The sequence below is a fragment of the Cupriavidus sp. 2TAF22 genome (genome assembly GCF_052115045.1).
Taxonomy (GTDB): domain Bacteria; phylum Pseudomonadota; class Gammaproteobacteria; order Burkholderiales; family Burkholderiaceae; genus Cupriavidus.
Window position 1 is genome coordinate 240,461 of the sequence record NZ_JBFRFX010000013.1, and the last position, 25,135, is coordinate 265,595.

Here is a 25,135-nt window from a genome sequence, read left to right on the forward strand (position 1 = left end):
ATCTTGCTGGCCGGTTGCTCAGCGCTTGCGCGGCGGCGGCACGTCGGTGCAGACGCCTTCGTAGATCTCCGCGGCCATGCCGATCGACTCGCCCAGCGTCGGGTGCGGGTGGATCGTCTTGCCGATATCGACGGCATCCGCGCCCATCTCGATGGCCAGGCAGACTTCGCTGATCAGGTCGCCGGCATGCATGCCGACGATGCCGCCACCGATGATGCGGTGGGTTTCCTCGTCGAAGATCAGCTTGGTGAAGCCTTCGTCGCGACCGTTGGCGATGGCGCGGCCGGAGGCAGCCCAGGGGAACACGCTCTTGGCGTACTTGACGCCCTGCTCCTTGCACTGCTCTTCGGTCAGGCCGGCCCAGGCCACTTCCGGATCGGTATAGGCCACCGACGGGATCTGCTTGACGTCGAAGTAGGCCTTCTCGCCGTGCGCGGCCTCGGCGGCGACGTGCGCCTCGTGCACGGCCTTGTGCGCCAGCATCGGCTGGCCGACGATGTCGCCGATCGCAAAGATGTGCGGCACGTTGGTGCGCAGCTGCTTGTCGACCTCGATGAAACCACGGTCGGTCACGGCCACGCCGGCCTTCTCGGCACTGATCTTCTTGCCGTTCGGCACGCGGCCCACGGACACCAGCACCAGGTCATAGCGCTGCGGTTCGGCCGGCGCCTGCTCGCCTTCGAACTTGACGTAGATGCCATCGGGCTTCGCTTCCACGCCGACCGTCTTGGTCTTGAGCATGACCTTGTCGAAGCGCAGCTTGTTCATCTTGTCCCAGACCTTGACGAGGTCGCGGTCGGCGCCCTGCATCAGGCCATCCAGCATTTCCACCACGTCGATGCTCGCACCCAGCGTGCTGTACACGGTGGCCATTTCCAGCCCGATGATGCCGCCGCCGATGACCAGCATCTTGTTCGGCACCTCCGGCAGTTCCAGCGCGCCGGTGGAATCGACGATGCGCGGGTCTTCGGGGATGAACGGCAGCTTGACCGCCTGGCTGCCGGCCGCGATCACCGCCTTCTCGAAGCGGATCACGGTCTTCTTGCCGGTGGTGGCCTTGCCGTCGCCCTCGGTCTCCTGCACTTCCAGGTGATGCGGGTCGAGGAAGTTGCCGATGCCGCGCAGGACCTGCACCTTGCGTGCCTTGGCCATGCCCGCCAGGCCGCCAGTCAGCTTGCCGACCACGGTTTCCTTGTAGTGGCGCAGGCCGTCGAGGTCGATCTTGGCTTCGCCGAACAGGATGCCGTGGGCAGCCAGCGCCTTGGCTTCGTCGATCACGGCGGCGTTATGCAGCAGTGCCTTGGACGGGATGCAGCCCACATTCAGGCAGACACCGCCGAGCGTGCCGTAGCGCTCGACCAGCACGGTGTTCATGCCGAGGTCGGCGCTGCGGAAGGCGGCCGAGTAGCCGCCGGGGCCTGCACCCAGCACCAGCATGTCGCACGTGATATCGGCGCTGCCCGCATGCGTGGCGGCAGCCGGTGCCGGCGCGGCGGCAGCTACGGGGGCCGGCGCCGAAGCAGCCGGTGCCGGCGCAGCGGCCGGTGCGGCCGGCGCGGCCGCGGCGCTGCTTTCCACCGTGCAGATCACCGCGCCCTTGGCGACCTTGTCGCCCACCTTGACGCGCACCTCGACCACCTTGCCACCCGCCGATGCCGGCACGTCCATGCTGGCCTTGTCGGACTCGAGCACGATCAGCGACTGCTCCACCTCGATCGTATCGCCGGCCTTGACCAGCACCTCGATGACTTCCACCGCGTCGAAATCGCCGATATCCGGCACCTGGACTTCGATCACACTCATGCTTTGCTCCTCAAGGACGCGCCCCGCCTCAGATGTGGGCCGCGTCGTCGTTATTGGTTGCCCCGTCGCCGGGCATGTCGCGCAACTGCACCACCTGTACTTCGATCGGCCCCGCCGAACTCTTGTCGAACTCCACCCCCGCGTCCACGCCGATGCCGGCAATGTCTGCCGCGCTCAGCTCCGGCCGGTCGAATACCGCGTGCATGGCGCCGAGCGCATAGTTGCGCCCCGAGCCGATGCCCCAGAAACGATCGAAGGAGAACACTTCGCGGTACGAATAGACGCCGAAGATACCCGCCGGGTTGGCGATCAGGCAGACGATCTGCGACGACTCGTAGGGGTCGTCCTCGTCTTCCTTGGTGTTGATGAAATACTCGTTCTTGAGTTTTTCATGCACCTTGAGAAAAGTCCGGAAGACATCGTCCCGCGAGCCCAGCCGGCAGTCCTCGCCCAGCCCGGCCAGCAGGCTGCGCATGACCGGGAAATGCGCGGTGGTCCCGGCCAGCGCCACGAAGCTCTCGCCCACCGGGAACACCTTCTGGTTGCGCTCATAGGCACGCGTGAGCCGCGTGTCGCCGAACGTCACCAGCGCATCGGCTGCAATCGCCACTTCACCGGCCTTCTTGACGACAACGCAGGTGGTCATGGATTTCGCTTCCTGTTGGCGGCGATCAGGGGTCGGCGGACAGTAGTCCGGCGGTTGGAAGGCACGCGCGGCGAACCGCGCGCGCCCTGCCCGCCTTAAAGGATGATGCGGCGGAAGTCCGCCAGCAGCTGGCCGATATACGCGTTGAAACGCGCCGCGTCGGCACCGTCGATGACACGATGGTCGTACGACAGCGACAGCGGCAGGATCAGGCGCGGCACGAACTGCTTGCCATCCCAGACCGGTTTCATGGCCGACTTGCTGGCGCCCATGATGGCCACTTCCGGCGCGTTGATGATCGGCGTGAAATGCGTGCCGCCGATGCCGCCCAGGGACGAGATCGAGAAGCAGCCACCCTGCATCTGGTCCGGCTTGAGCTTGCCGTCGCGCGCGGCCTTGGCGAGTTCGCCCATTTCCCGGCTGATCTCGATCACGCCCTTCTTGTCCGCGTCCTTGAGCACCGGCACGACCAGCCCGTTCGGCGTATCGGCCGCGAAGCCGACGTTGAAGTACTTTTTGTAGACGAGGTTGTCGCCGTCGAGCGAGGCATTGAAGTTCGGGAACTTCTTCAGCGCCGCCACGGTGGCCTTGATGATGAAGGCCAGCATGGTGACCTTGACGCCGGACTTCTCGTTTTCCTTGTTCAGCTGCACGCGGAAGGCTTCCAGCTCGGTGATGTCCGCCTCGTCATTGTTGGTGACGTGGGGAATCATGACCCAGTTGCGGTGCAGGTTGGCGCCCGAGATCTTCTTGATGCGCGACAGCGGTTTGCTGTCCACCTCGCCGAAGCGGCTGAAATCGACCTTCGGCCACGGCAGCAGGTTCAGCCCTGCGCCGCCGGCCGGGGCAGCCGCGGCTTGCGCCGGCGCCGCGGCCTGGCCGCTCATCACACCCTTGACGAAGGCCTGGACGTCGTCCTGGGTGATACGGCCCTTGGGACCGGTGCCCGCCACGCGCGACACGTCCACGCCCAGTTCGCGCGCGAACTTGCGTACCGAGGGGCTGGCGTGGGCGGCGCTGCCAGTCACGCCGGAGGACGGCGCGGCGGCGGGTGCAGCCGGCGCGGCCTGCGGCGCCGGAGCCGGTGCGGCGGCAGCCGGGGCCGCGGGAGCCGGCGCGCTGGCGGGAGCCGCTGCAGGCGCGGCAGGCGCGGCGCCTGCACCTTCGAGGATCAGGATCAGCGTGCCTTCGGCCACGTTGTCGCCGATCTTCACCTTGACTTCCTTGACCACGCCGGCGGCGGGCGAAGGCACGTCCATGGTGGCCTTGTCGGACTCGAGCGTGACCAGTGCGTCTTCGGCGCTGATGGTGTCGCCCGGCTTGACGTGGACTTCGATCACGGGCACGGAATCATAGTCGCCGATGTCCGGCACCTTGACTTCGATCGGGCCCGAAGACGCGGCGGCCGGCGCGGGAGCGCTTGCCGGGGCCGGTGCCGCCACCGGGGCGGGAGCGGGCGCGGCGGCCGCCGGGGCCGGTGCGGCTGCTGCCGGCGTGGCGGCGGCCTGGCCGGCCGGTTCCAGCATGACCAGCACGGTGCCTTCGGCAACGTTGTCGCCGACCTTGATCTTGACTTCCTTGACGGTGCCGCCCTGCGGCGACGGCACGTCCATCGTGGCCTTGTCCGATTCCAGCGTCACCAGGGCGTCTTCCGCCTTGATGGTGTCGCCCGGTTTCACGTGCACTTCGATGACGGGAACGGCGTCGTAATCGCCGATATCCGGCACCTTGATTTCAATCGCTTGACTCATTCAGTGTCTCCTGGGCAGGACAACGGGCACGACAAGCACAAGCGGCGAGGTTACCCTCACCGCCCGAATCTGTCACGCCGCCACGCCGCAAGGCGCCGGATCGGGGTCCGGGCGCCGGCGGCGCGGTTGCCTTCCTGCGGGGGTTCGTGCGGTCAGCCGGCTTAGACCGACATCGGGTTCGGCTTGCTGGGGTCGAGGTTGTACTTCTTGATGGCTTCGGCCACCTTGTCGCGGCCGATCGCACCTTCGTCGGCCAGCGCCTTCAGTGCCGCCAGCGTCACCCAGTGACGGTCGACCTCGAAGAAGTGGCGCAGCTTTTCGCGGGTGTCCGAGCGGCCGAAGCCGTCGGTGCCCAGCACCACATAGCGGCGCTGCACGAACGGACGGATCTGTTCGGCGAACGCGCGGATGTAGTCGGTGGAGGCGATCACCGGGCCGCGCACGCCCTTGAGCTTCTGCGCGACGAACGACTCGCGCGGCGTCTCGGTCGGGTGCAGCAGGTTGAAGCGCTCGACGTCGTGGCCTTCGCGGGCCAGCTCGGTGAAGCTCGGGCAGCTCCACAGGTCCGATTCCACGCCCCAGTCCTTCTTGAGCAGATCGGCCGCGGCGATGACTTCGCGGAAGATCGTGCCCGAGCCCAGCAACTGCACGCGCGGCGCGTTGCTGTTTTCCACGCCCTTGCGGAACTGGTACATGCCCTTGACGATGTCCTTCTCCGAGCCGGCCGGCATTTCCGGGTGCTCGTAGTTCTCGTTCATCACCGTCAGGTAGTAGTACACGTCTTCCTGCTCGACGTACATGCGGCGCATGCCGTCCTGCATGACCACCGCCAGTTCGTACTGGAAGGTCGGGTCGTACGAGATGCAGTTCGGGATGACGGCGTGGAACACGTGCGAATGGCCGTCTTCGTGCTGCAGGCCTTCGCCGTTGAGCGTGGTGCGGCCCGAGGTGCCGCCCAGCAGGAAGCCGCGCGAGCGCATGTCCGCCGCCGCCCAGCACAGGTCGCCGATGCGCTGGATGCCGAACATCGAGTAGTAGATGTAGAACGGGATCATCTGCACGCCGTGCGTCGAGTACGACGTGGCGGCCGCGATCCAGTCGCACATGGCGCCGGCTTCGTTGATGCCTTCCTGCAGCACCTGGCCAGTCTGCGATTCCTTGTAGAACATCAGCTGGTCATGATCCTGCGGCACGTACTTCTGGCCTTCCTGGTTCCAGATGCCGACCTGGCGGAACAGCCCTTCCATGCCGAAGGTGCGCGACTCGTCGGGCACGATGGGCACCACGTGCTTGCCGATCTGCTTGTCCTTGAGCAGCGTGTTCAGGATCCGCACGAAGGCCATGGTGGTGGACACCTCGCGGCCCTCGCTGGTGGCCTTGAGCAGGGCATCGAAAGCCGACAGCTCGGGAATCTGCAAGGGCTCGGCCTTGAGGCGGCGGGCCGGCAGGTAGCCGCCGAGATCCATGCGGCGGGCGCGCATGTATTCCAGTTCCTTCGAGCCTTCTTCGAAGGTGAGGTAGGGCACGTCCTCGATCTTGTCGTCGGCGACCGGAATGTTGAACTGGTCGCGGAACGCGCGGATCGACTCCACCGGCATCTTCTTCTGCTGGTGAGCCACGTTCATGGCCTGGCCGGCATCGCCCATGCCATAGCCCTTGATGGTCTTGGCCAGGATCAGCGTCGGCTGGCCCTTGTGTTCGCTGGCTGCCTTGTAGGCGGCGTAGATCTTGTGCGGGTCATGGCCGCCGCGGTTCAGGCGCCAGATGTCGTCGTCGGACCAGTCGGCCACCATCGCCTTGAGTTCCGGCGTGTTGAAGAAGAACTCGCGCACGTAGGCGCCGTCCTTGGCCTTGAAGGTCTGGTACTCGCCGTCCACGCATTCCATCATGCGCTTCATCAGCAGGCCCTTGGTATCGCGCGCCAGCAGCGAATCCCAGCGGCTGCCCCACACCACCTTGATGACGTTCCAGCCCGAGCCGCGGAACTCGGATTCCAGTTCCTGGATGATCTTGCCGTTGCCGCGCACCGGGCCGTCCAGGCGCTGCAGGTTGCAGTTGATGACGAAGACCAGGTTGTCGAGCTTCTCGCGCCCGGCCATGCCGATCGCGCCGAGCGATTCCGGCTCGTCGGTCTCGCCGTCGCCCAGGAAGGCCCAGACCTTGCGGTCGCCGGCCTTGGCCAGGCCGCGGCTGTCCAGGTACTTCATGAATCGGGCCTGGTAGATGGCCATGATCGGGCCCAGACCCATCGACACGGTCGGGAACTGCCAGAAATCCGGCATCAGCCACGGGTGCGGGTAGGACGAGATGCCCTTGCCGTCGACTTCCTGGCGGAAATTATCGAGCTGGTCGGTGGTCAGGCGGCCGAGCAGGAAGGCGCGCGAATACACGCCCGGGGCCGAGTGGCCCTGCACGAAGACCAGGTCACCGCCGCTCTGCTCCGACGGCGCGCGCCAGAAATGGTTGTAGCCGACGTCATACAGCGTGGCCGCCGAGGCAAACGACGAGATGTGGCCGCCGACATTGGTGTGCTTGTTGGCGCGCAGCACCATCGCCATGGCGTTCCAGCGGGTGTACGAGCGGATGCGGTGCTCGACGTCCTGGTCGCCGGGAATGCGGGCCTGCTGCTCTACCGGGATGGTGTTGATGTACTGCGTTTCGGCGTGGAACGGCTGGGTAACGCCGTTCACGCGTGCGTATTCGATCTGCTTGTCGATCAGGAAGGCAGCGCGGTCGGTGCCTTCGGCGGCAATCACGCCTTGCAGGGCGTCGAGCCACTCATGGGTTTCCTGGGGGTCGGCGTCGTTGGCGCTGCTGGCGCCGAGGATCTGCTCTGGTACAGCTGACATGACTGTCTCCTGGTAAATGCGTGCCGCGGCGCTCCCGCATGGTTGTCGCGGAAACGCCGTCCTGACGGTATGACTACGGTACGGTGCCCGGGCTGCAAACACACCGCCTGGCGCTTTCGCCAGCGGCAGACACAGCCCCTCCGTCCGCACTTTTGGGTCGGTCCGATTTTATGGAAGCAGATTGGGCAAGACAAGCCAAATTTTCAAATTGCGATATTGTTTCTCATAATGCGGAATATTGCGGCGCCGCATCACAAATCGGCGCCGGCCCTTGCCGCTGAACGCTTCCGGCGCGGCTCCCCTTCGGCACCGATGACGCACTGCCGCATTGGCGCTTACCCCAAGCGACGCGGGGTAGCAATCCCGCTACACTGGCCGGTCAGTCGTCAATCCCGCCATGCCTTCCCTCAAAGATTTTCTGTCCCACCTGCGCGCCGCCGTCGTGCCGCCCTCCGCTTCCGGCACCGCCAAGCCAGGTGGCGGCGACCCGGCGCCGGCCGCCCCGCCGGCCCCGCTCACGCCCCTTGCACAGCTCGATTCGCTGGGCCACACGGACGAGTCGCCTGCCGTCAACGGGCCGCCGCGCGGCCTCTGGTGGCTGCGCTGGCGCAACCTGGTGGCAACCAGCTGGTTCATGTTCATTCCGCTGGTGGCCATCGTGCTGTTCACCGTGGCGATGGGCGTGATCCTGTGGTCGCTGCATGAAACCGAGCGCCAGCAACAGCGCGACGCGCTCTATCGCGATGCCGCCTGGGCCCAGCAGCGCGTGCGCCTGTCCTTGCTGAGCAACCAGGACCAGCTGGCGTCGCTGGCGCGCGACATTGCCGCCGCGCAGCTCGACCAGGGCGCCTATCGCACCGCCGCCCAGGAAATCCTGCGCGAGAACCCCGAGATCGTCTTCGTCAACTGGCTCGACGCCACCCACCGCGGACGCTGGTCGCTGCCCTCCACCTCGGAGTTCGCCAACCGGCTGCGCGAGACCCAGGACCAGCCGCTCGAACCCGAGGTGCTCGACACCTTCGACGCCGCCCGCGAAACCCAGCGCGTGGTGTACTCGCGCCCGCTGGTCAACGACCGCGGCGACAGCTTCATGTTGATGGAAGTGCCGATCGTGCGGGACAACGAGTTCCTCGGCACGCTGGGCGCGCTCTACTCGATCAACGGCATCCTGACCCACCTGCTGCCGCCGGAGTTGACCGAGCGCTACCGTTTTTCGCTGATCGACAAGAACAACCAGATCCGCGCCAGCACCTCGCTGCGGCCGGTGCCGGGCAATGCGCTGTCCTACGAGGTGCTGCTCGACCCGCCCGGGCATTCGCTGTCGCTGCGCGCCGACGCCTACCCGCCCGCCTCCAACCTGCCCAACAACATGCTGCTGTGGCTGGTGGTGGGACTGTCGTGCTTCCTGCTGTGGAGCCTGTGGAGCATGTGGCGGCACACCAGCCGCCGCTCCGAGGCGCAGCGTGCCCTGCTGGCCGAGACTTCGTTCCGGCGGGCGATGGAAAACTCCATGCTGATCGGGCTGCGCGCGCTCGACCTGAACGGCCGCATCACCTACGTCAACCCCGCCTTCTGCCGCATGACCGGCTGGCAGGATGCCGACCTGGTCGGCCGCGTGCCGCCCTTCCCCTACTGGCCGCCCAACGACCAGCCGGAGATGCAGAAGCAGATCGACCTGACACTGCAAGGCAAGTCGCCGGCGGGCGGCTACGAGATGCGTGTCATGCGCCGCGACGGCAGCAGCTTCTATGCGCGCATGTATGTCTCGCCGCTGGTGGACGGCCGCGGCCGCCATACCGGCTGGATGAGCTCGATGACGGATATCACCGAGCCCAAGCGCGCCCGCGAGGAACTCGCCGCCGCGCACGACCGTTTCACCACGGTGCTGGAAAGCCTGGATGCGGCCGTGTCGGTGCTGGCCACGGACAAGCCCGAGCTGCTGTTCGCCAACCGCTATTACCGCCAGCTGTTCGGCTGGGAAGCCGAAGGCCATCTCAAGCTGGCCGGCGGCGAGGTCGACAAGGAACAGGTGTCGAGCGACGCCACTGACTTCATCGACGCCTATGCCGGGCTGCCCGCGTCCGAGCTGATGCCCTACTCGTCGGACGCGCGCGAGGTCTTCGTGCCCGACATGCAGAAGTGGTTCGAGGTGCGCCGCCGCTATATCCAGTGGGTGGACGGCCACCTGGCGCAGATGCAGATCGCCACCGACATCACCGTGCGCAAGGCCGCCGAGGAAATGGCGCGCCAGCACGAAGAGCGGATCCAGTTCACCAGCCGCCTGACCACCATGGGCGAGATGGCGTCGTCGCTGGCGCACGAGCTCAACCAGCCGCTGGCGGCCATCAACAACTACTGCATGGGCGCCGTGGCCAGGCTGCGCTCGGGCCGCAGCACGCCCGAGGACCTCATCCCGATCCTGGAGAAGACCTCTGCGCAGGCAGTGCGCGCCGGTACCATCATCAGCCGCATCCGCGGCTTCGTGAAACGCAGCCAGCCCCAGCGGCGCGAGGCGGCCCTGCACGATATCGTGGCCGATGCGGTGGGCCTGGCCGACCTGGAAGCCACCCGGCGCCGCGTGACCATCCTCACGCGCCTGCCGGCGCCGCCGATGTTGCTGTTCGTCGATCCGGTGCTGATCGAGCAGGTGCTGGTCAACCTACTCAAGAACGCCGTCGAGGCCATGGCCGGCCTGCCCGCCATGCGCTCGACCGGCGTGGTGCGCCTGCATGCGCGCGTGGAACCCGGCGAGTTCGGCAACAATATGCGCATCGACGTGATCGACCAGGGCCCCGGCGTGGACGAGGCCACCAAGGAACGCCTGTTTGAACCATTCTTCAGCACCAAGTCCGACGGCATGGGCATGGGCCTGAATATCTGCCGCTCCATCATCGAATCCCACCAGGGAAGGCTATGGGTGGAGAACAATGTCGACGGCATCGGCTGCACCTTCAAGATCATGCTGCCGCTGCAACCGGCGCTGATCGACCAGTAGGCTGCGCGCGACACGACCCGAGCCAGGCGGCCCTCGCCGGGGGGTAACCCCCGCGGGCCCCTGTCGCTAGCCGGCCGGGGCGGTTACACTTGGCGACAAATGACTTTGTTGTCCCAGGAGACTTCATGAACGTGACGCCAAACCCTACCTCCCACCGCGGCGAGACCGTCTTTATCGTCGACGACGATGAAGCCATGCGCGACTCGCTGACCTGGCTGCTGGAGGGCAATGGCTACCAGGTTCGCAGCTTTACCAGCGCCGAGCAGTTTCTCTCCGCCTACGACGCCGGCCAGGTTTCGTGCCTGATCCTGGACGTGCGGATGCCGGGCATGAGCGGGCCCGAGCTGCAGGAGCGCATGATCGCGGAGAACATCAATATCCCGATCGTCTTCATCACCGGCCACGGCGACGTGCCGATGGCGGTCTCTACGATGAAGAAGGGCGCGATCGATTTCATCGAGAAGCCGTTCGACGAGTCCGAACTGCGCTCGCTGGTCGAACGCATGCTGCAGAAGGCGCGCACCGACCATTCCGCCGCGCGCGAGCAGCGCGCCGCCAAGGACCTGCTGGGCAAGCTCACCACGCGCGAGCAACAGGTGCTCGAGCGCATCGTCGCAGGCCGCCTGAACAAGCAGATCGCCGACGACCTGGGCATTTCCATCAAGACCGTGGAGGCGCACCGCGCCAACATCATGGAAAAGCTCAACGTCAACACCGTGGCCGACCTGCTGCGCCTGGCCCTGTCGAAGAACAGCTGAGCGCAAGCGGCATGCGCCCGTAGCGCGGTCCCGCCCGGGGGCCCGCTACATGGCCATATGGCCAGATGGCCATATGGCCATCTGGCCACCTTGCCTTCCCCGCGCGGGGAGGCGCACTGTGGCCCTGATACCCCTCCCGCTCACGCCTCCGGGTCCCGGAGATACTCCTCGTCGCGAAAGGTCACGACCCATTGCGGCTTGTAGACCACGAACACCGCGACCAGCATGCCGGTCAGGAAGGCCTCGCCAAACGCCAGGATCAGCACCGCCGTCAGCGTGTCCGACAGCGTCAGCACGCCGTCGCCCATGCTGAGGCTGCGCCATGCGGCCTGCGCCGCCCCGGCGCCCAGCGCGGCCAGCCCGGCCGCGAAGTAGCCATGACCGAGAATGAAGACAAAGGGGTGGCGTGGCAGCAGCTGGCGCATGGCGCCCTGCAGCGCCGCTGAAATCAGCGCCGGCAGCAAACCCATCCACGCATAGCGGGGCCACAAGGATGGCCAGTCGATGCCGCTCCAGGTCTCCCCTGCCAGGTAGCCGAGGCCCAGCAGCGATACCAGATCCGCCACCAACAGCGACAGCAGCGCCAGCGGCAGCCCGAACAGCGTCACCATCAGCGTGGCGCCAGACAGCTGGAATGCCAGCGCGCCCGGCAGCGCCACCCTGGCCGTCCACAGCAGCGTCACGAACAGCAGCGCACCCAGCCAGCCGTGCTGCAGTTCGTCGCGCCGGAGCAGTTGCCAGGGCCGGCGCCATAGCGCCCAGGCCAGCCCGGCAAGGCTGAGCGCCGCCAGCAAGGCTTGCGCGCCCTGCCCGCCGGGCGCGAGGAAATAGGTCAGTGCGTGCATGCAGGGATGCTACCAGTGCCCCTGGCGGCATCGCCCCCGGTTGCGTCAACCTTTATAATTCCGCTTTATCCCTTCTTCCCACCTTCCCCTCCGATCCCATGCCAGCCCAACTCATCGACGGCAACGCCCTTGCCAAGCAACTCCGCGCGGAAGCCGCCCAGCGCGCCGCCCGCCTTACCGAGCGCGGCCACCGGCCGGGCCTGGCCGTGGTCCTGGTCGGCGATGACCAGGCCAGCCAGGTCTACGTGCGCAACAAGGTGAAGGCCTGCGACGACAACGGCTTCCACTCCTCGCTGGACCGCTATCCGGCCGACCTGAGCGAAGCCGACCTGCTGGCGCGCATCGACGCCCTCAATCGCGACCCGAACATCCACGGCATCCTGGTGCAACTGCCCCTGCCCAAGCATATCGACAGCCACAAAGTGCTCGAAGCGATTGCCCCGGAGAAGGACGTGGATGGCTTCCACGTAGCCAATGCCGGCGCCCTGATGACGGGCGCCCCCCTGTTCCGCCCCTGCACGCCGTACGGCTGCATGAAGATGCTGGAATCGGTGCAGTTCCCGTTGCGCGGTGCCCGCGCCGTGGTGGTGGGCGCCTCCAATATCGTCGGCAAGCCGATGGCGATGCTGCTGCTCCAGGCCGGCGCCACGGTCACCATCTGCAACAGCAAGACGCGCGACCTGGCCGCCCATACCCGCGACGCCGACGTGATCGTGGCCGCGGTGGGACGCCGGAACATCATCACCGCCGACATGGTCAAGCCCGGCGCGGCCGTGATCGACGTGGGCATGAACCGCGACGACAATGGCAAGCTGTGCGGCGACGTGGACTTCGCCGGCGTCAAGGAAGTGGCCGGCTATATCACGCCGGTGCCCGGCGGCGTGGGCCCGATGACCATCACCATGCTGCTCATCAACACGCTGGAAGCCGCAGAGCGAGCCGCCGGCTGAGGCCGCCCGCCGCCATCGCGGCACTGGAAAACCTGCCACCCCGCCCCAATGTGCGGGGTATTGCCTTTATGGGCTCTGCCAAGAGAGACGTCATGGACCAAGCCGCCAACGCTAACGCCGCCAATCCGCTGCTGGATTTCACCGACCTGCCCCGTTTCTCCGATATCCGCCCCGAGCATATCGGGCCGGCGCTGGACGTGCTGCTGGCCACCGCGCAGGCCGCCGTCGAGCGTGCCGAGGCGCCCGCCACCGAAGCCACCTGGGCCAATGCCGTGGAAGCGCTCGAGACCGCCACCGAGCCGCTCGGCCGCGCGTGGGGCGTGGTCGGGCACCTGAGCGCGGTCGCAGACACGCCCGCGTTGCGCCAGGCGCACGCCGATAACCTGCCGCGCATGACCGAGTTCTGGTCCTCGCTGGGGCAGAGCCTGGCGCTGTACGAGAAATACAAGGCCCTCGCCGCCAGCCCCGAATTCGCCACCATGAGCGCGGCGCGCCGCCAGCTCATGGAGAATGAACTGCGCGGCTTCCGCCTGGGAGGCGCCGAACTGCCCGAAGACAAGAAACCGCGCTTCGCCGCCATCCAGGAACAGCAGGCCCAGCTGTCCAAGGCCTTCTCGGATCACGTGCTCGACGCGACCAACGGCTATGCGCTGGTGATCGAGGACGAAAGCCGGCTGGGCGGCCTGCCCGCGGACGCGCTGGAAGCCGCGCGCGGCGCGGCCGAGAAGGACGGCAAGGCGGGCTGGAAGTTCACCCTGCACTTCCCTTCCTATTTCCCGGTGCTGCAGTACGCCGACGACCGTACGCTGCGCCAGACCATGTACGAAGCCAGCGTCACGCGCGCGTCGGAGCTGGCCGGACAATACGGCCAGGGCAAGTCCGAATGGGACAACACCGCCAATATGCGCGAGCAGCTGGCGCTGCGCCGCGAGGAGGCCCTCCTGCTCGGCTATGGCTCCTACGGCGAAGTTTCGCTGGTGCCCAAGATGGCGGAATCGCCGGCGGAGGTGCTGCGCTTCCTGGACGAGCTGGCTGCCCGTGCCCGCCCGTTCGCCGAGCAGGACTGGGCCGAACTCAAGGCCTTTGCCGCCAGCGAGCTGGGCCTGGCCGAACTGGCGCCGTGGGACGTGGCCTACGCTTCGGAAAAGCTGCGCGAACAGCGCTACGCGTTCTCCGAGCAGGAGGTCAAGCAATACTTCCCGGAGCCCCAGGTGCTCAAGGGGCTGTTCGGCGTGGTGGAAAAGCTGTTCTCGGTCAGCATCGAAGCCGACCAGGCCCAGACCTGGCACCAGGACGTGCGCTTTTTCCGCGTGGTATCGCCCGGTGGCAACCTGCTGGCGCAGTTCTATATCGACCTCTATGCCCGCGAAGGCAAGCGCGGCGGCGCCTGGATGGACGACGCGCGCGGGCGCAAGCTGCTCGCTGACGGCCGCGTGCAGACGCCGGTGGCCTACCTGACCTGCAATTTCTCCGCGCCGGTGGGCGGCAAGCCCGCGCTGTTCACGCACGACGAAGTCATCACGCTGTTCCACGAGTTCGGCCACGGCCTGCACCATATGCTTACCCAGGTGGGCGAACTGGGCGTGTCGGGCATCAACGGCGTGGAATGGGATGCGGTGGAGCTGCCGTCGCAGTTCATGGAGAACTTCTGCTGGGAATACGAAGTGCTGGCCGGCATGACCGCGCATGCCGACAGCGGCGAGCCGCTGCCGCGCGCGCTGTTCGAGCGCATGCTGGCCGCCAAGAATTTCCAAAACGGCATGATGACGCTGCGCCAGATCGTGTTCTCCTCGTTCGACATGCATCTGCATACCGACTTCGACCCCGCCGGCGAGAAGTCCGTGCTGGCGCTGTCGCGCGAGATCAACGACCGCGCCCACGTGGTGCCGCAGCATCCGCTGTCGCGCTGGCCGAACACCTTCAGCCATATTTTCGCGGGCGGCTACGCGGCCGGCTACTACAGCTACAAGTGGGCGGAAGTGCTGTCGGCCGATGTGTACGCGGCCTTCGAGGATGCCGCCAAGCTGTCGGGCTCCGTGCTGGACGCCGAAACCGGCGAGCGCTACCGCCGCGAGATCCTGTCGGTGGGCGGCAGCCGCCCGGCGATGGAGTCCTTCACCGCGTTCCGCGGCCGCGCGCCGCAGATCGATGCGCTGCTGCGCCATGGCGGCATGGCACTGGCGTGAGCCCCGCGGCACTGGCCCGGGCCCGCGCATAGCGCAGCCGGCCAGGAACACGGGGGAGCGGACGGGCGGCTCGGTGCGCGCCGTCCCGCCGTTTCTCCTTGTCCGCCGTTTCTCCTTGCCCGGCGTCGCCCGCGCGCGGCTTTGCCGGCAGGGACCTTGTCCTCGCATGGAGAGGCATGTCCGGCACCCGCAATCAAAAAGCCGCAAGGTGACGGCCCAGACCACTCCGAATTGGCTAGACAGGCCCAGTCAAGTAAGATGCGGGCCATGAGCTACCTGCCGCCTGCCGCCGCCTACGCGCACATCAAGAACTACCTCAAGGAGGGCCTCAGCGCCGGACGCTGGCCGCCAGGCACCCTGATGCCGTCGGAGTCCGAGCTGGTGACCCAGTTCAGCGTCAGCCGCATGACCGCCAACCGCGCCGTGCGCGAGCTGCAGGCCGAGGGACTGGTCGAGCGCGTGCAGGGCGTCGGCACCTTTGCCACCCAGCCCTATCGCGCGTCCTCCACGCTGACGATCCGCGATCTCCATGACGAAATCACCGAGCGTGGCCACAAGCATCGCTCCGAGGTGCACCTGGCGCGGGCCGAAACGGTAAGCGACACCCTTGCCCCGCGCATGGGCCTGCCGGCCGGCAGCAAGGTCTTCCACACGCTCATCGTCCACAGCGAGAACGGCGTGCCGCTGCTGTGCGAAGACCGCTACGTCAACCCTGCCCGTGCGCCGGACTATCTCGGCGTGGACTTCACCAGGACCACGCCGACCAACTACCTGCTGACGGTGGCGCCGCTGTGGGAGGCGCAGTATTCCATCGAAGCGCAACTGCCCACCGCGGAAGAAGCGCAACTGCTCGGCATCAAGCCCGGCGAGCCCTGCCTGGTCGTGGTACGCCGCACCGAGAGCCAGGGCTCGCCGATCACGCTGGCGCGCCTGGTGCATCCGGGCTCGCGCTATACCATAGAGGGTTCGTTCAAGCCCTGAAGATGGCCACGCGCATTTGCCCTGGCCGCCTACGAACCTCCACCAAAGGGATACCCAGCTTTCATGAGAATCGCAACCTGCAATCTTCATTAGCGACTCCGGACGATTCTCAGTGGCTCAGCTTTCCGCCGAAAACTAGGGCTCATCAAGGGTTTTAGGCGCACACAGTCTCACTGCGCATCGTATTGGCGCGTCTTTTTTGGGTAGCTGGTTGGGTAGCTAGAATCGCTATAATGCGCTGGCTACCCAACGAGGATCCCATGCCCCGTATCACCTACGCCCTTGACGATATCCAACTCCGCCGCTGGGTCGCGGCCGGCGAACCCGTTGCCAAGGCGGATGGCGACGGGCTGACGTTCACCCTATCTGGCGCAGGGACTGCCGCCTGGGTTCTGCGGTACCGCATTCCCGGCGGCCGGCGCAAGGAACTCACCCTCGGCAACTACCCAGACCTATCGCTCGCGGCGGCGCGCAAAGCTGCTCGCGCGCACCGCGTTGCCATCGACAACGGGATGGACCCAGCAGCCGAGAAACGCCAGGAAAAGGCCAAGACCGCCGCCGCCTGGTCGGTCCGCACCCTCGTGCAGGACTTCCGAGAAAAGCGCCTCTCCCAGGATGTTGGGCACCCACTTGCGGAGGGCACCGTCTACTACCGGAACTGGGATCTCGACAACGTGGTGCTGCCAAAACTGGGCAGCATGGAGGTGCGGAAAGTAACCCCGACCGACATCGTCGCGGCCATTGAGGGTGCCAACCGATCTTGGACCGTCAGCAAGCGGATCTTGACCACACTGTCGCAGGTATTCGACCACGCTTGCGGGCGCCGCATCATCGTCGCGAACCCGTGTGCTGGCGTCAAGCTGACCGCCTTGATGGGTCCGCGGCCCCCGGTGCGCAAGCGGCTAATGCTCACGGCGGAGGAGCTGACGTCTATCCTGCCGGGGATCGACGAGACCATCGGGCGGGAGAATGGGCTGTCGCTGCGAATCCTGCTGGCCACCTGCGTGCGCACGAACGAACTGGTGAAGACGCTGAAGGACGATGTCGACCTGGACCGCCGCGCCTGGTTCGTGCGGGATGAAACGGTCAAGACGCGCCGCGGCTTCCTCGTCCCGCTGACACCCATCGTCACCGAATGGTTTGAAGAGCTGATCGCCCTCTCCGGTGGCTCGCAGTGGCTGCTGCCGGCACGCCGGGCCGACCGTGTCGCGCGGCATGGCGACACGCACATCGGCAATAGCACGCTATGGGCGGCCATCGACCGCGCGTTCGAGCGCGGGGGGCTGAAGATCCGCCGGTTCACGCCCCACGACACCCGCAGCACGGCCAAGGGCCACATGATGAACATGGGGATCGCGAAGGAGATCACCGAGCTGGCGCTCAACCACGCGCTGAAGGGGATGGAGGCCATCTACGACGTTCGCGAGGAGATCCCGGAGCGACGCGCAGCGCTGGAGAGGTGGTCGGAATTCATCGCGGCATGCGCGGAAGGGACAGTGGCAGACGTCGTGCAACTGCCCTCGGCACGAACGCGCGCGGCCTGATTCGGGCGCTGCGGGCCGGCCGCACCATACTGTATATCCATACAGTTAACTCAACTATCCGCGCTTGGCTTCGGACGACTTTTACACTGTATATCCATACAGTGTTTTCGGAGTGCGCCCATGTTCACCTGCGATCCCGGTACCGTCTACCTATACAGCCACTCCCACGGAGCGGCGCGTTTGGCCGTTCGCTGCCTCCACCTGGCCATCGAGGATCCGCTGCTCACCGCTGACACCTGGAATCCTGAGGTTGAGGCCGCTGCCCAGGCCGCGAGCGCGACGATCACCCTGACGGGAGTCGATACCGCGGCGATCGTGACGCTGCCCTGGAGCCTTGACCGCCTGGCGGTCAACTACCAGGGCGCTTCACTGAGCTTCCAGCTCGCCAACAGCATCCAGTTCACCGGCCCCCGCTCGATCCGCCTGCGCACCCGCGGCGAGCGCCACTATGCCACCCCGCAGGAGATGGCATGTTCCCTGTGACCTACGACGCGGCATCGATCTTCCTGGAAACCCACTTCCTGCCCGGCGATACGGCCGAGTTGCGCCTCGACTGCGAAGGCGTCACCGTAACGGCCAGCGCGGTGACCGTGCACGGCATCGAAACGCGCCACATTGAGAAGATGTGGTGGACGGCCGACTACCTGTCGTTCGAGCAGGACGGCCAGCAACACCGGATCAAGGTGGGCCGGCCGGCAGTGAAGCCGCCGCTGCGCGCGTACTTTCCACGCACCTGAGGCTCGTCATGGGTAACAGCAAACTCTCCGCTGGCTGCCAGATCCACGAGCCCGACAGTGCCGAGCCTGCCGGGCCGTCGGAAAATGGCATCCTCGCCCGGGTTCCGGGCAACTACATCTCCGATGCTGGCAAGCAGCTGCCACCACCCAGCTATGACGGTCCCACCGAGGGCGAGACGGTAATCCTCGGCGGACAGGCGGGCCTCGTGCGCATCTTCTTCAGGCGCATGATCGCGCGCCGCGGCAAGCACTCGCACTGCTTCTGGGCTGCCTACCGGGCCGAGCCAGTCGACGGCGCCGAGTGAGATACTAGGAGCCCAAGCCCACGGGAGCCCACCCATGTGCAACAACTACGCCCCGGTGCAGCGCCAGCTGCTGCGTGACGTGTATGGCGTCGAGCCGCTTGCGCTCGACTATCCCGCGGAGACCTGGCCGGACTATGCCGCGCCGATCATCGTGGGCAACAGCGACGGCGCGCGCCAGGCGCTGATGGGCACGTTCGGCATGGTGCCAAAGTCGCGGATACCATCGGGCGTGGCCAAGTTCGACACAACCAATGCGCGATCGGAGACGGTCGGCGAGAAGCGCTCGTTCTCGGGGCCGTGGAAGAAAGGACAGGTCTGCCTGGTGCCGGCCACCAGCTTCTTCGAGCCGAACTACGAGTCAGGGCCCAAGTCCGTGCGCTGGCGCATCTGGCTGAAAGGCGAGCCCGAGTTTGCGATCGCCGGCCTGTGGCGCGACTGGGTCGAAGAAGGCGGCAGCCAGCTGTTCAGCTTCACCATGCTGACCATCAATTCGGAAAAGCACCCACTGATGAACCGCTTCCACGCCCCGGGCAAGGAAAAACGAATGATCGTGATCGTGCCGCGGGCGGAGTGGGATGACTGGCTGACCTGTCGGGATCCCGAACGCGCGCGCAGATTCATGCGCCCCTACCCGCCGGAGTTGATGGCAGCCGAGCCGGCGCCGCGCGAACCGCGGGCGAAAACCATCGCGTAGAGCGCCCCAAGTGTCACCACGGCGCGCATGTGCAGCGCGCGTTTTCGTCACCTCCCCGTATCCAGGCGGCTCTCAGCATCCTCCCCCTTTCGCGAAAGCGCCCCCGAGCATCCATTTGCTAACGCAATCCGCGAAGGTAGGCCGGTGCCCGACATCGGAGTCCGCATAGCACAACTAGAACGAACGCATGACCAAGGGCATGAGGTGACCAAATGTCAATCGCGACTGTCAGCGTAGTGCTAACCGAAGAGTCACATTGGGCGGTAGAGTCCAGTGATAACGATGGGGTCCGCATCAAATACGCCTCTCGCGGAGAGGCGATCTCCGCCGGCTTGCAGATGGCAATAGACAAGCGGGCCGTCCTGAAGATCCACGCGAGGAGGATTAGTCCTGAATCGGCTCTATGACAAAGCCCTCGCGCTCAAGCTGGGGGGCAAGCGCGCGGGCAGTGGTCAGCGTGTCCGTGTGATGGCTTCAAGGACAGCGCCGCCCTTGGGCGTGATGCAGGGTCGGCGCCCTGAAGCGATTTCCCCCAGGTAGATAAGCTGGTGCTCGCGGAGCGCTTCCAAATCCGCGCGATCCAGTCCAGTGTGATCCAGGGCGCCTTGGACTAGCATGAGTGTCGCTACTTCATGGGGGCTCAGCATGCTTGCCTCTTATATTTTTGAACGGCAGCGGGGAACGTAGATTGCAACCATTGATCGAGACCGGTCTCCCGCTCTGCCGCCTAGGTTGCAACTTATGAGATCGTTGACCGCCAGGCGCCAATGCATTCAACACACTCCATTCCGGATCTTCAAGCTCTTTCCTGCTTATTAAGGGAAACCCCTCGGCTTGACCGGTGGGCGCGGGCATTTTTTCGTATTGTCATGTAGTGGGACTACGCAGCTCCTCGTCATGACGGGCAGCGGTGTGCCGACTAACCCATTTGCCTGATGGACGCAATCCAATACTTCTGCCACAGTGCTTTCCCGACTCCCTTGAGGGCACCATCCATGACCGTTGACTGGTTCCTGATTGACGCGCCTCGCGTCGTGCCGGACGAATTTTCCGCCTGGGAGGTGGCCGAGAGCCATTGGACAGAGCTGTTTTACCGGCTGCTCGACGCGAAGGCGGGCAGCCTCGCAGAACGTGAGCTAGAACACCAGGTAATGGCGGCCAAGCGGGAAGCCGATCGCCTTGAGCGGGTCGCCCGCGCGATTTGGGCGCGCGAGCAATGTCAAGGGCGGATGAGTGGGAGCGCCTAGGAGGCGATCTCCATCCAGCAGGAATATGCTTGCGAGAGTTGAAAGTACGCGTCTTCAGGGCCATTTACGCTACAGGCTTATTTCCCCCAGCGCGCCGCTGGCGCCCGGAATCACTATGATCGAAGTTCTTGCAGCCCCCCAACCGCCTGCCAAGGCCGTCTTCCAGCGGCTATGCGGGGTGGTAGACCAAGCCTGTCAGCAGCACTGCGCCCGATCTGCCGTCCTCGCCGCGCAGGCGCAGGGATTGAGCGGTGGTCGGCTGCCCGATGCAGGGGCGGAGCAGTACGCGTACACCGATGCAGACGGCAACCGTGTTCGTCTCCAGCTCCACCCTATGGACAGGCCCGGAGGGGCCGGCCTGTTGACACAATTGATCCTGACCCTCACCCCCGCCGACGGACTCACTCGCACCCATCTCCGACAATGCGAAGATCAGCCGACGGCATGATGCCCCGGCCTTAAGGCGCGCGCAGACACGGAGCGGAGGCATTCAACCAAACGGCCAATAGCAACGCTTCGTACGCTCCACTACCCTCCTATCTGCATTACTTTGATGGACGGCCCCGCCGCTGCCATTCCCGCTCTTCCCGATTCAAGCAGCGGCGGTTTTTTTGTTCGAGTGAATCACCAACCACTTCATCGACGCTGAGCCCTCACCTCGTTCCCCCAGGTCTGTCAGCCGCGTCCGTGGACTTACGATGCCTGGCAGCCCATGCTCCCGGCGCCCACCAAGTCCCGCATAACCCCGTCCTGCCACGCGTCATAATCGGCCGTGGCCGGCGCGTGAGGCACCACACAAAACGCAGCCAGCGCACTATCAAGCGCAGGCAGCTTGCTTGGCTGCGTCGAAGGTGTCGGCGAGCTTTCGCACCCGGAATCATCAGGGCGGCAATCCTCAGGCAAAGGCTTCGCATTCTTCAGTACCTTCTGGATGGCGTCGGGCCGCCTGCGCTCCACTATCCCGCGGAGACCTGGCCGGACTATGCCGGGGACGCGCCTGCGCGGTAGGACGATTCCCGACGGCGCGTTCGGCCGCCCTGGCCTAGGATTAAGAAGTCTCTTCAGGAGAAACTGAGATGCATAAGGACTTTGTAGTCTGTGCCAACCGTGCCGGTTGGGTGCTAAAGGTATGTGGCGCAGTCACCGCCATCCTCGAATTTGAAAGTCGAGACGAAGCGATGAGCTTCGGAAACGCCATAGCAGTCAGGAAGGGGGTCGACTTAGTGCTCGAGGAACAGAGTTCGTCACTGCCGTTGGCGGCATAGCCGGAGTCCCATCCTGGGAGGTCGTCGTGACACATAGGGGAAATTTCCACGTCATCCCTCATGGCAAAGGTTGGGACGTTAGGCAGGAGGGTGCCGTGCGGGCACGATTCCACTATGAGACCCTGGAAGATGCGATCAAGGCTGGGAGCGCACTTGCCGAGCGCGAAAAGGTCGAGTTGCTGGTGCACGACAGTGAAGGCCAAATTCGCTCTCGTAGTGATCTTGGCAACTGATCACCCCCGTCGCTAGGCCACCAGGATTAAGTGCGGAGACAGACATCCGCAGTGCTGGTACCGCTCGTATGCTGAAATCCCCAAGGGCCAGTTCCTTTAACCCGCCCATCCCCGTCGATCCACCGGCATCGACAGGGCGCTTTTCTTTTCAAAGCTGATCAGGAGCCTGCGCCGATTTCCCGACCCTGCCGCCGGGGTTGAAAGTCCCTTCAATGCGGGTATAGAGTCCCTTCAACTCAAAGGCTACTACCAACCCTACGGGACCTCTCCTATGCTTGAGGCACGCGTGTGGCGAGGGGGCATCATCCCCCGATCACACGCAGTGCCGCGACTTTCCTCCCCTCGGTCGCGGCACTTTCTATTTATCGCGAAACGCAAGGTGGCACTGCAGAAACTGGTGACCGGGGGAGGCTCTATCACGACAATGGGCCTGTCACCTTGGCCGTAGCCTGTGGGCCGTCGTCGTATGGCGCCCGCCGCGCCGCAGGCCTACAACGAAGGCATGCGCCCACCGGGAGACCACCATGCAGTCGCGCCAGCCTGCCCCTACCCTAGCAGACCTATCACCGATGCTGCTCACCGACCGGCAGGCGGTACCGAGCACTGGCGAATGGCACTGGGAGATCAAGTACGAAGGCTACCGTCTTCTGGCCACCACCGGCACGCCGACGCTGCAGACGCGCGGTGGCTCGGACGCGACACGCTGGTTTCCGGAGATCGCCGAGGCGCTGTGCAAGTTGCCACCCGGCAACGTCGTGGACGGTGAGGTGTGCGTCCTGAACGACCTTGGCATCAGCGACTTCGACCGCCTGCACCGGCGCGCGGCACGCCGCCGCTGGCACGTGGGCGCCGACCTGGTGGCCTACTGCGTCTTCGATCTGCTCGTGGCCGGCGACCGGGACTTCCGCGCGCAGCCGATCGAGAAGCGTAAGATCGCGCTGCACCGACTTCTCGGCGACAAAGGGCGCCCTTAGGCGCCCCCGGCGGCGGTCAATGACTGTTCCGTCCGGGCCTTCACCCCAGCCACCTCCAGCGCGCGCTTACAGTGTATCAAGGGCGCCTCAGCGCGCCTTCCCTCATAGGCAGGGATTAATGCGTCGTCAGCGAGTCGTAGGCCCGCTCGCAGGCTTGGCCGGCAATGCCGGCGACGTCAGCGTACCCAGCCAGGATTCCCGCGCGCTGGTCAGCCCGGCTGAGCACGTCGGCAAGCGTTCCGATAGGGCCACCTAGCGCAGCTTCATGCGACCCGCCCGAGCTCATGGATGCCGATCCGGCGCCACGCGAGCTACGGGCGAAGGCTGCCGAGTAGAGGTCCCGCACGGAACCCGATGGCCGCCTAGCACCGTGCTATGGTTGCGCCATCACAATGACCAACAACGGAATGCGGATGAAGCGAATCCTCGCTGTAGCGCTGATGGCCATGTCCGGTATGGCCTGGGCCACCCTGCAGATGGCGGAGGTCGTGATTATCGACGGCGAGCCGACCGCGCTGCTCGCCGAGCCACTCGCTCCACTGCTCGATCGACCGGAGGTCGCGAGCGGCCTACGCAGTCAGGTGGGTACCAGCCTATGCACCGCTAGCTGGCGCGGCTATCAGGGAACCTGGGAGATCCGGGACGATGCCTTGTATCTGGTTAAGCTCAACACTTCGCCCTGTCACGACCCCAGGGAGGTGCCGATCGGCACCGTCATTCCTGATGCAGCGGCACCTTTGAAGGCTACCTGGTTCTCTGGCGACCTCACGATTCCCATGACCACGAGGCGCAGGAATTGGCATCTGGAAGAAGGGTTCCTGCTTGAGCGCTACGAATTGCTCACGATTGCCGAGGGTGTGGTGAAGGAACGCAGGACCATTGAGCGGACAAGAGGAGTGCAGGGCAGCGCTCAAAAAGCTGTTGACCGATCCGCCGGAAAGCCTGCTGTACCTATTCAGCGGTGAGGATTGGAAGTGGCTCTATGACAACGCCCTCGCGCTCAAGCTGGAGGGCATCGTAGGGAAGCGCGCGGGCAGCGGCTACGCCTGCGGCAAGCGGAACCCGGACCGGATCCAATGTAAAGCGGTCGGACCGGCACGGTACCGTACCGACAGACTGTAGGCGCCGCCTTATAGTTGCGGCAGACGTGGTCCCCCAGTTCGAAGGATGTGCCTTCCAAGCGAAGGCCGGCCGCACCGCATCCACTACCGAACTGCTGAGGGACCCGTCGCAAACAGCCTGTTTGGAGGGCGTATGCAAGCCCAGAATCAGAGTGTGGTCCTCTATTCCGACGCGGCGGATGGTTGGTACTTCGCAGAGATTGACGGGATAGCCGTCTATCGCTTCGGCCCCTTCGAGTCACGCAAGATTGTCGAAGACCTCGTGCCGGTTCTTTTCCCCGAAGCTCCGGTGTTGGCATTGCTGGATCCACTGACCTCAGCCGATGACAACGCCATAATGATCCTTGCCAATGGTGGTCGGGTATCAGAAATCTCCAGCGAACACGCCACGTTGGCGGCGCTCCGGGAATCCCTGGCCCGCGTGCTCTCAAAGGTCGGTGAACTCGTCAAGCCCGGGCTTCGAGCACCGTGGAACGTGGATCGCCGAGCGCGAACGACGTCCGGCGTTGCTGAAACAGGAGAGTATCGACAGCCATAGCATCGAGACTACCGGCAGGCCGCCACCGCCGCCTCCAGCCTGATCTCGTACGCCGAGCGCTGCTGCCTCGCCACCAGCGCCGTCCGCCCCTTCGTGGAGGTACGCAGCCGGGGACCTGCTAGCGCCTTCACTTTGCACGGCAAGGCCAGCGGAACGGTCGTCCTGCATCGTGCCCCTCCCCGGCGCCGGCCTTCGCTTGTGATTCAGTACGCCACTGCTAGACTTATTTTCGCCCGGGCTAGAAGGCAAATCATGACAACGTTCCAGCGCGGCAACCTATTTATAGTCACGTCCGTAGAGGAGTTGCCTTCGGGGCGATACCGGGGATTCTTGACCCTATCCGGAGGTGATGAAGCCGATACACGGCACACCTGCGCAAAGTGCCGAGACAACCCGCTTGATGCCCGTAACGATGCGGATGCTGACGTTGAATACGCCTATAGGCAATACCTTTCCGCTCGCATTGGCGGCAGTCCAAGGCCGCACTGAACACTGGCCCCATGCTACGATTTTTCCTCGTTGAAACGGGGGCGCAATGGAGAGCCAGAAACGCGTGGGGTATCACGATCTGACAGCCTATACGCAGCTCCTGTCCTCCGGGAAGCATCAGAGGTTCGTCCTGGTGAAGCACCACACACTCGCTGGCATTGTTCAGACGGTCTTTCGAGCGGGAAGATCGACCACGGAGGAAGCTGAGGCGTTTGCACAAGCGG

Annotated in this window: 24 protein-coding genes; 17 read left to right on the forward strand and 7 right to left on the reverse strand. The window is 65.3% G+C overall.

Annotated elements, in window-relative coordinates; genetic code table 11:
• Positions 1-18: 18 nt before the first annotated feature.
• From lpdA to aceE, 4 genes are all read right to left on the reverse strand, one after another.
• On the reverse strand, positions 19-1,803 hold the full coding sequence (gene lpdA / locus AB4Z48_RS17495) for a dihydrolipoyl dehydrogenase (protein WP_441616119.1): 1,785 nt from the start codon (positions 1,801-1,803) through the stop codon (positions 19-21).
• Positions 1,804-1,831: 28 nt separating this feature from the next.
• The gene (locus AB4Z48_RS17500) at positions 1,832-2,449 is read right to left on the reverse strand and encodes an MFS transporter (RefSeq protein WP_441616121.1); all 618 of its coding nucleotides are present in this window, start codon (positions 2,447-2,449) and stop codon (positions 1,832-1,834) included.
• A gap of 95 nt (positions 2,450-2,544) precedes the next feature.
• A complete protein-coding gene (gene aceF, locus AB4Z48_RS17505) occupies positions 2,545-4,200 on the reverse strand; it encodes a dihydrolipoyllysine-residue acetyltransferase (protein ID WP_441616123.1) in 1,656 nt (551 codons plus the stop codon).
• 161 nt (positions 4,201-4,361) lie between these two features.
• A complete protein-coding gene (aceE, locus tag AB4Z48_RS17510; protein ID WP_441616125.1) occupies positions 4,362-7,049 on the reverse strand; it encodes a pyruvate dehydrogenase (acetyl-transferring), homodimeric type in 2,688 nt (895 codons plus the stop codon).
• Between the two features lie 397 nt (positions 7,050-7,446).
• On the opposite strand from aceE, the gene AB4Z48_RS17515 reads away from it, so the two are divergent.
• The gene (locus tag AB4Z48_RS17515) at positions 7,447-10,044 is read left to right on the forward strand and encodes a PAS domain S-box protein (protein WP_441616127.1); all 2,598 of its coding nucleotides are present in this window, start codon (positions 7,447-7,449) and stop codon (positions 10,042-10,044) included.
• A 125-nt stretch (positions 10,045-10,169) separates the two neighbouring features.
• Positions 10,170-10,802 carry a response regulator transcription factor gene (locus tag AB4Z48_RS17520; protein WP_441616129.1) on the forward strand — a complete coding sequence of 211 codons (633 nt, stop codon included), beginning with the start codon at positions 10,170-10,172 and terminating at the stop codon, positions 10,800-10,802.
• A 140-nt stretch (positions 10,803-10,942) separates the two neighbouring features.
• On the opposite strand, the gene AB4Z48_RS17525 is transcribed toward AB4Z48_RS17520, so the two are convergent.
• A complete protein-coding gene (locus AB4Z48_RS17525; protein WP_441616131.1) occupies positions 10,943-11,647 on the reverse strand; it encodes a hypothetical protein in 705 nt (234 codons plus the stop codon).
• 98 nt (positions 11,648-11,745) lie between these two features.
• Between AB4Z48_RS17525 and folD the strand changes: the two genes are divergently transcribed.
• From folD to AB4Z48_RS17570, 9 genes are all read left to right on the forward strand, one after another.
• Entirely contained in the window at positions 11,746-12,597 is an 852-nt protein-coding gene (gene folD / locus AB4Z48_RS17530) for a bifunctional methylenetetrahydrofolate dehydrogenase/methenyltetrahydrofolate cyclohydrolase FolD (protein WP_441616133.1), read from the forward strand.
• A 92-nt stretch (positions 12,598-12,689) separates the two neighbouring features.
• Entirely contained in the window at positions 12,690-14,783 is a 2,094-nt protein-coding gene (locus AB4Z48_RS17535) for a M3 family metallopeptidase (RefSeq protein ID WP_441616135.1), read from the forward strand.
• A gap of 267 nt (positions 14,784-15,050) precedes the next feature.
• On the forward strand, positions 15,051-15,764 hold the full coding sequence (gene hutC, locus AB4Z48_RS17540) for a histidine utilization repressor (protein ID WP_441616136.1): 714 nt from the start codon (positions 15,051-15,053) through the stop codon (positions 15,762-15,764).
• A gap of 260 nt (positions 15,765-16,024) precedes the next feature.
• Positions 16,025-17,308 (forward strand): tyrosine-type recombinase/integrase, encoded by a 1,284-nt coding sequence (locus AB4Z48_RS17545; protein ID WP_441616138.1) that lies wholly within the window; start codon positions 16,025-16,027, stop codon positions 17,306-17,308.
• A gap of 120 nt (positions 17,309-17,428) precedes the next feature.
• Entirely contained in the window at positions 17,429-17,791 is a 363-nt protein-coding gene (locus AB4Z48_RS17550) for a hypothetical protein (protein ID WP_441616140.1), read from the forward strand.
• Positions 17,779-18,045 (forward strand): hypothetical protein, encoded by a 267-nt coding sequence (locus tag AB4Z48_RS17555; RefSeq protein ID WP_441616142.1) that lies wholly within the window; start codon positions 17,779-17,781, stop codon positions 18,043-18,045. The genes AB4Z48_RS17550 and AB4Z48_RS17555 overlap by 13 nt, the downstream gene beginning before the upstream one ends.
• A gap of 8 nt (positions 18,046-18,053) precedes the next feature.
• Positions 18,054-18,350 carry a hypothetical protein gene (locus AB4Z48_RS17560; protein ID WP_441616144.1) on the forward strand — a complete coding sequence of 99 codons (297 nt, stop codon included), beginning with the start codon at positions 18,054-18,056 and terminating at the stop codon, positions 18,348-18,350.
• Between the two features lie 34 nt (positions 18,351-18,384).
• Positions 18,385-19,044, forward strand: a complete 660-nt coding sequence (locus tag AB4Z48_RS17565; RefSeq protein ID WP_441616146.1) for an SOS response-associated peptidase — start codon at positions 18,385-18,387, stop codon at positions 19,042-19,044.
• Between the two features lie 212 nt (positions 19,045-19,256).
• Positions 19,257-19,451, forward strand: coding sequence for a DUF2188 domain-containing protein (locus AB4Z48_RS17570; protein ID WP_441616148.1), 195 nt, complete (start codon positions 19,257-19,259; stop codon positions 19,449-19,451).
• A gap of 45 nt (positions 19,452-19,496) precedes the next feature.
• Here AB4Z48_RS17570 and AB4Z48_RS17575 read toward each other — a convergent pair whose 3' ends face one another.
• Complete coding sequence (locus AB4Z48_RS17575) at positions 19,497-19,691, reverse strand: hypothetical protein (RefSeq protein WP_441616150.1); 195 nt, start codon at positions 19,689-19,691, stop codon at positions 19,497-19,499.
• A 348-nt stretch (positions 19,692-20,039) separates the two neighbouring features.
• On the opposite strand from AB4Z48_RS17575, the gene AB4Z48_RS17580 reads away from it, so the two are divergent.
• From AB4Z48_RS17580 to AB4Z48_RS17595, 4 genes are all read left to right on the forward strand, one after another.
• Positions 20,040-20,291 carry a hypothetical protein gene (locus AB4Z48_RS17580; RefSeq protein ID WP_441616152.1) on the forward strand — a complete coding sequence of 84 codons (252 nt, stop codon included), beginning with the start codon at positions 20,040-20,042 and terminating at the stop codon, positions 20,289-20,291.
• A gap of 1,076 nt (positions 20,292-21,367) precedes the next feature.
• The gene (locus AB4Z48_RS17585) at positions 21,368-21,556 is read left to right on the forward strand and encodes a DUF2188 domain-containing protein (RefSeq protein WP_441616154.1); all 189 of its coding nucleotides are present in this window, start codon (positions 21,368-21,370) and stop codon (positions 21,554-21,556) included.
• A 26-nt stretch (positions 21,557-21,582) separates the two neighbouring features.
• Positions 21,583-21,789: a DUF2188 domain-containing protein gene (locus tag AB4Z48_RS17590; protein ID WP_441616156.1), complete on the forward strand. Its 207-nt coding sequence runs from the start codon at positions 21,583-21,585 to the stop codon at positions 21,787-21,789.
• Positions 21,790-22,358: 569 nt separating this feature from the next.
• Positions 22,359-22,763, forward strand: coding sequence for an ATP-dependent DNA ligase (locus AB4Z48_RS17595; protein WP_441616158.1), 405 nt, complete (start codon positions 22,359-22,361; stop codon positions 22,761-22,763).
• Between the two features lie 115 nt (positions 22,764-22,878).
• Here the strand turns inward: AB4Z48_RS17595 and AB4Z48_RS17600 are convergent, their stop codons facing one another.
• Positions 22,879-23,049: a DUF2514 family protein gene (locus AB4Z48_RS17600; RefSeq protein ID WP_441616160.1), complete on the reverse strand. Its 171-nt coding sequence runs from the start codon at positions 23,047-23,049 to the stop codon at positions 22,879-22,881.
• A 127-nt stretch (positions 23,050-23,176) separates the two neighbouring features.
• On the opposite strand from AB4Z48_RS17600, the gene AB4Z48_RS17605 reads away from it, so the two are divergent.
• Positions 23,177-23,728 (forward strand): hypothetical protein, encoded by a 552-nt coding sequence (locus AB4Z48_RS17605; protein WP_441616162.1) that lies wholly within the window; start codon positions 23,177-23,179, stop codon positions 23,726-23,728.
• Positions 23,729-24,017: 289 nt separating this feature from the next.
• Positions 24,018-24,422 carry a hypothetical protein gene (locus AB4Z48_RS17610; RefSeq protein ID WP_441616164.1) on the forward strand — a complete coding sequence of 135 codons (405 nt, stop codon included), beginning with the start codon at positions 24,018-24,020 and terminating at the stop codon, positions 24,420-24,422.
• The last annotated feature ends 713 nt before the right edge of the window (positions 24,423-25,135 follow it).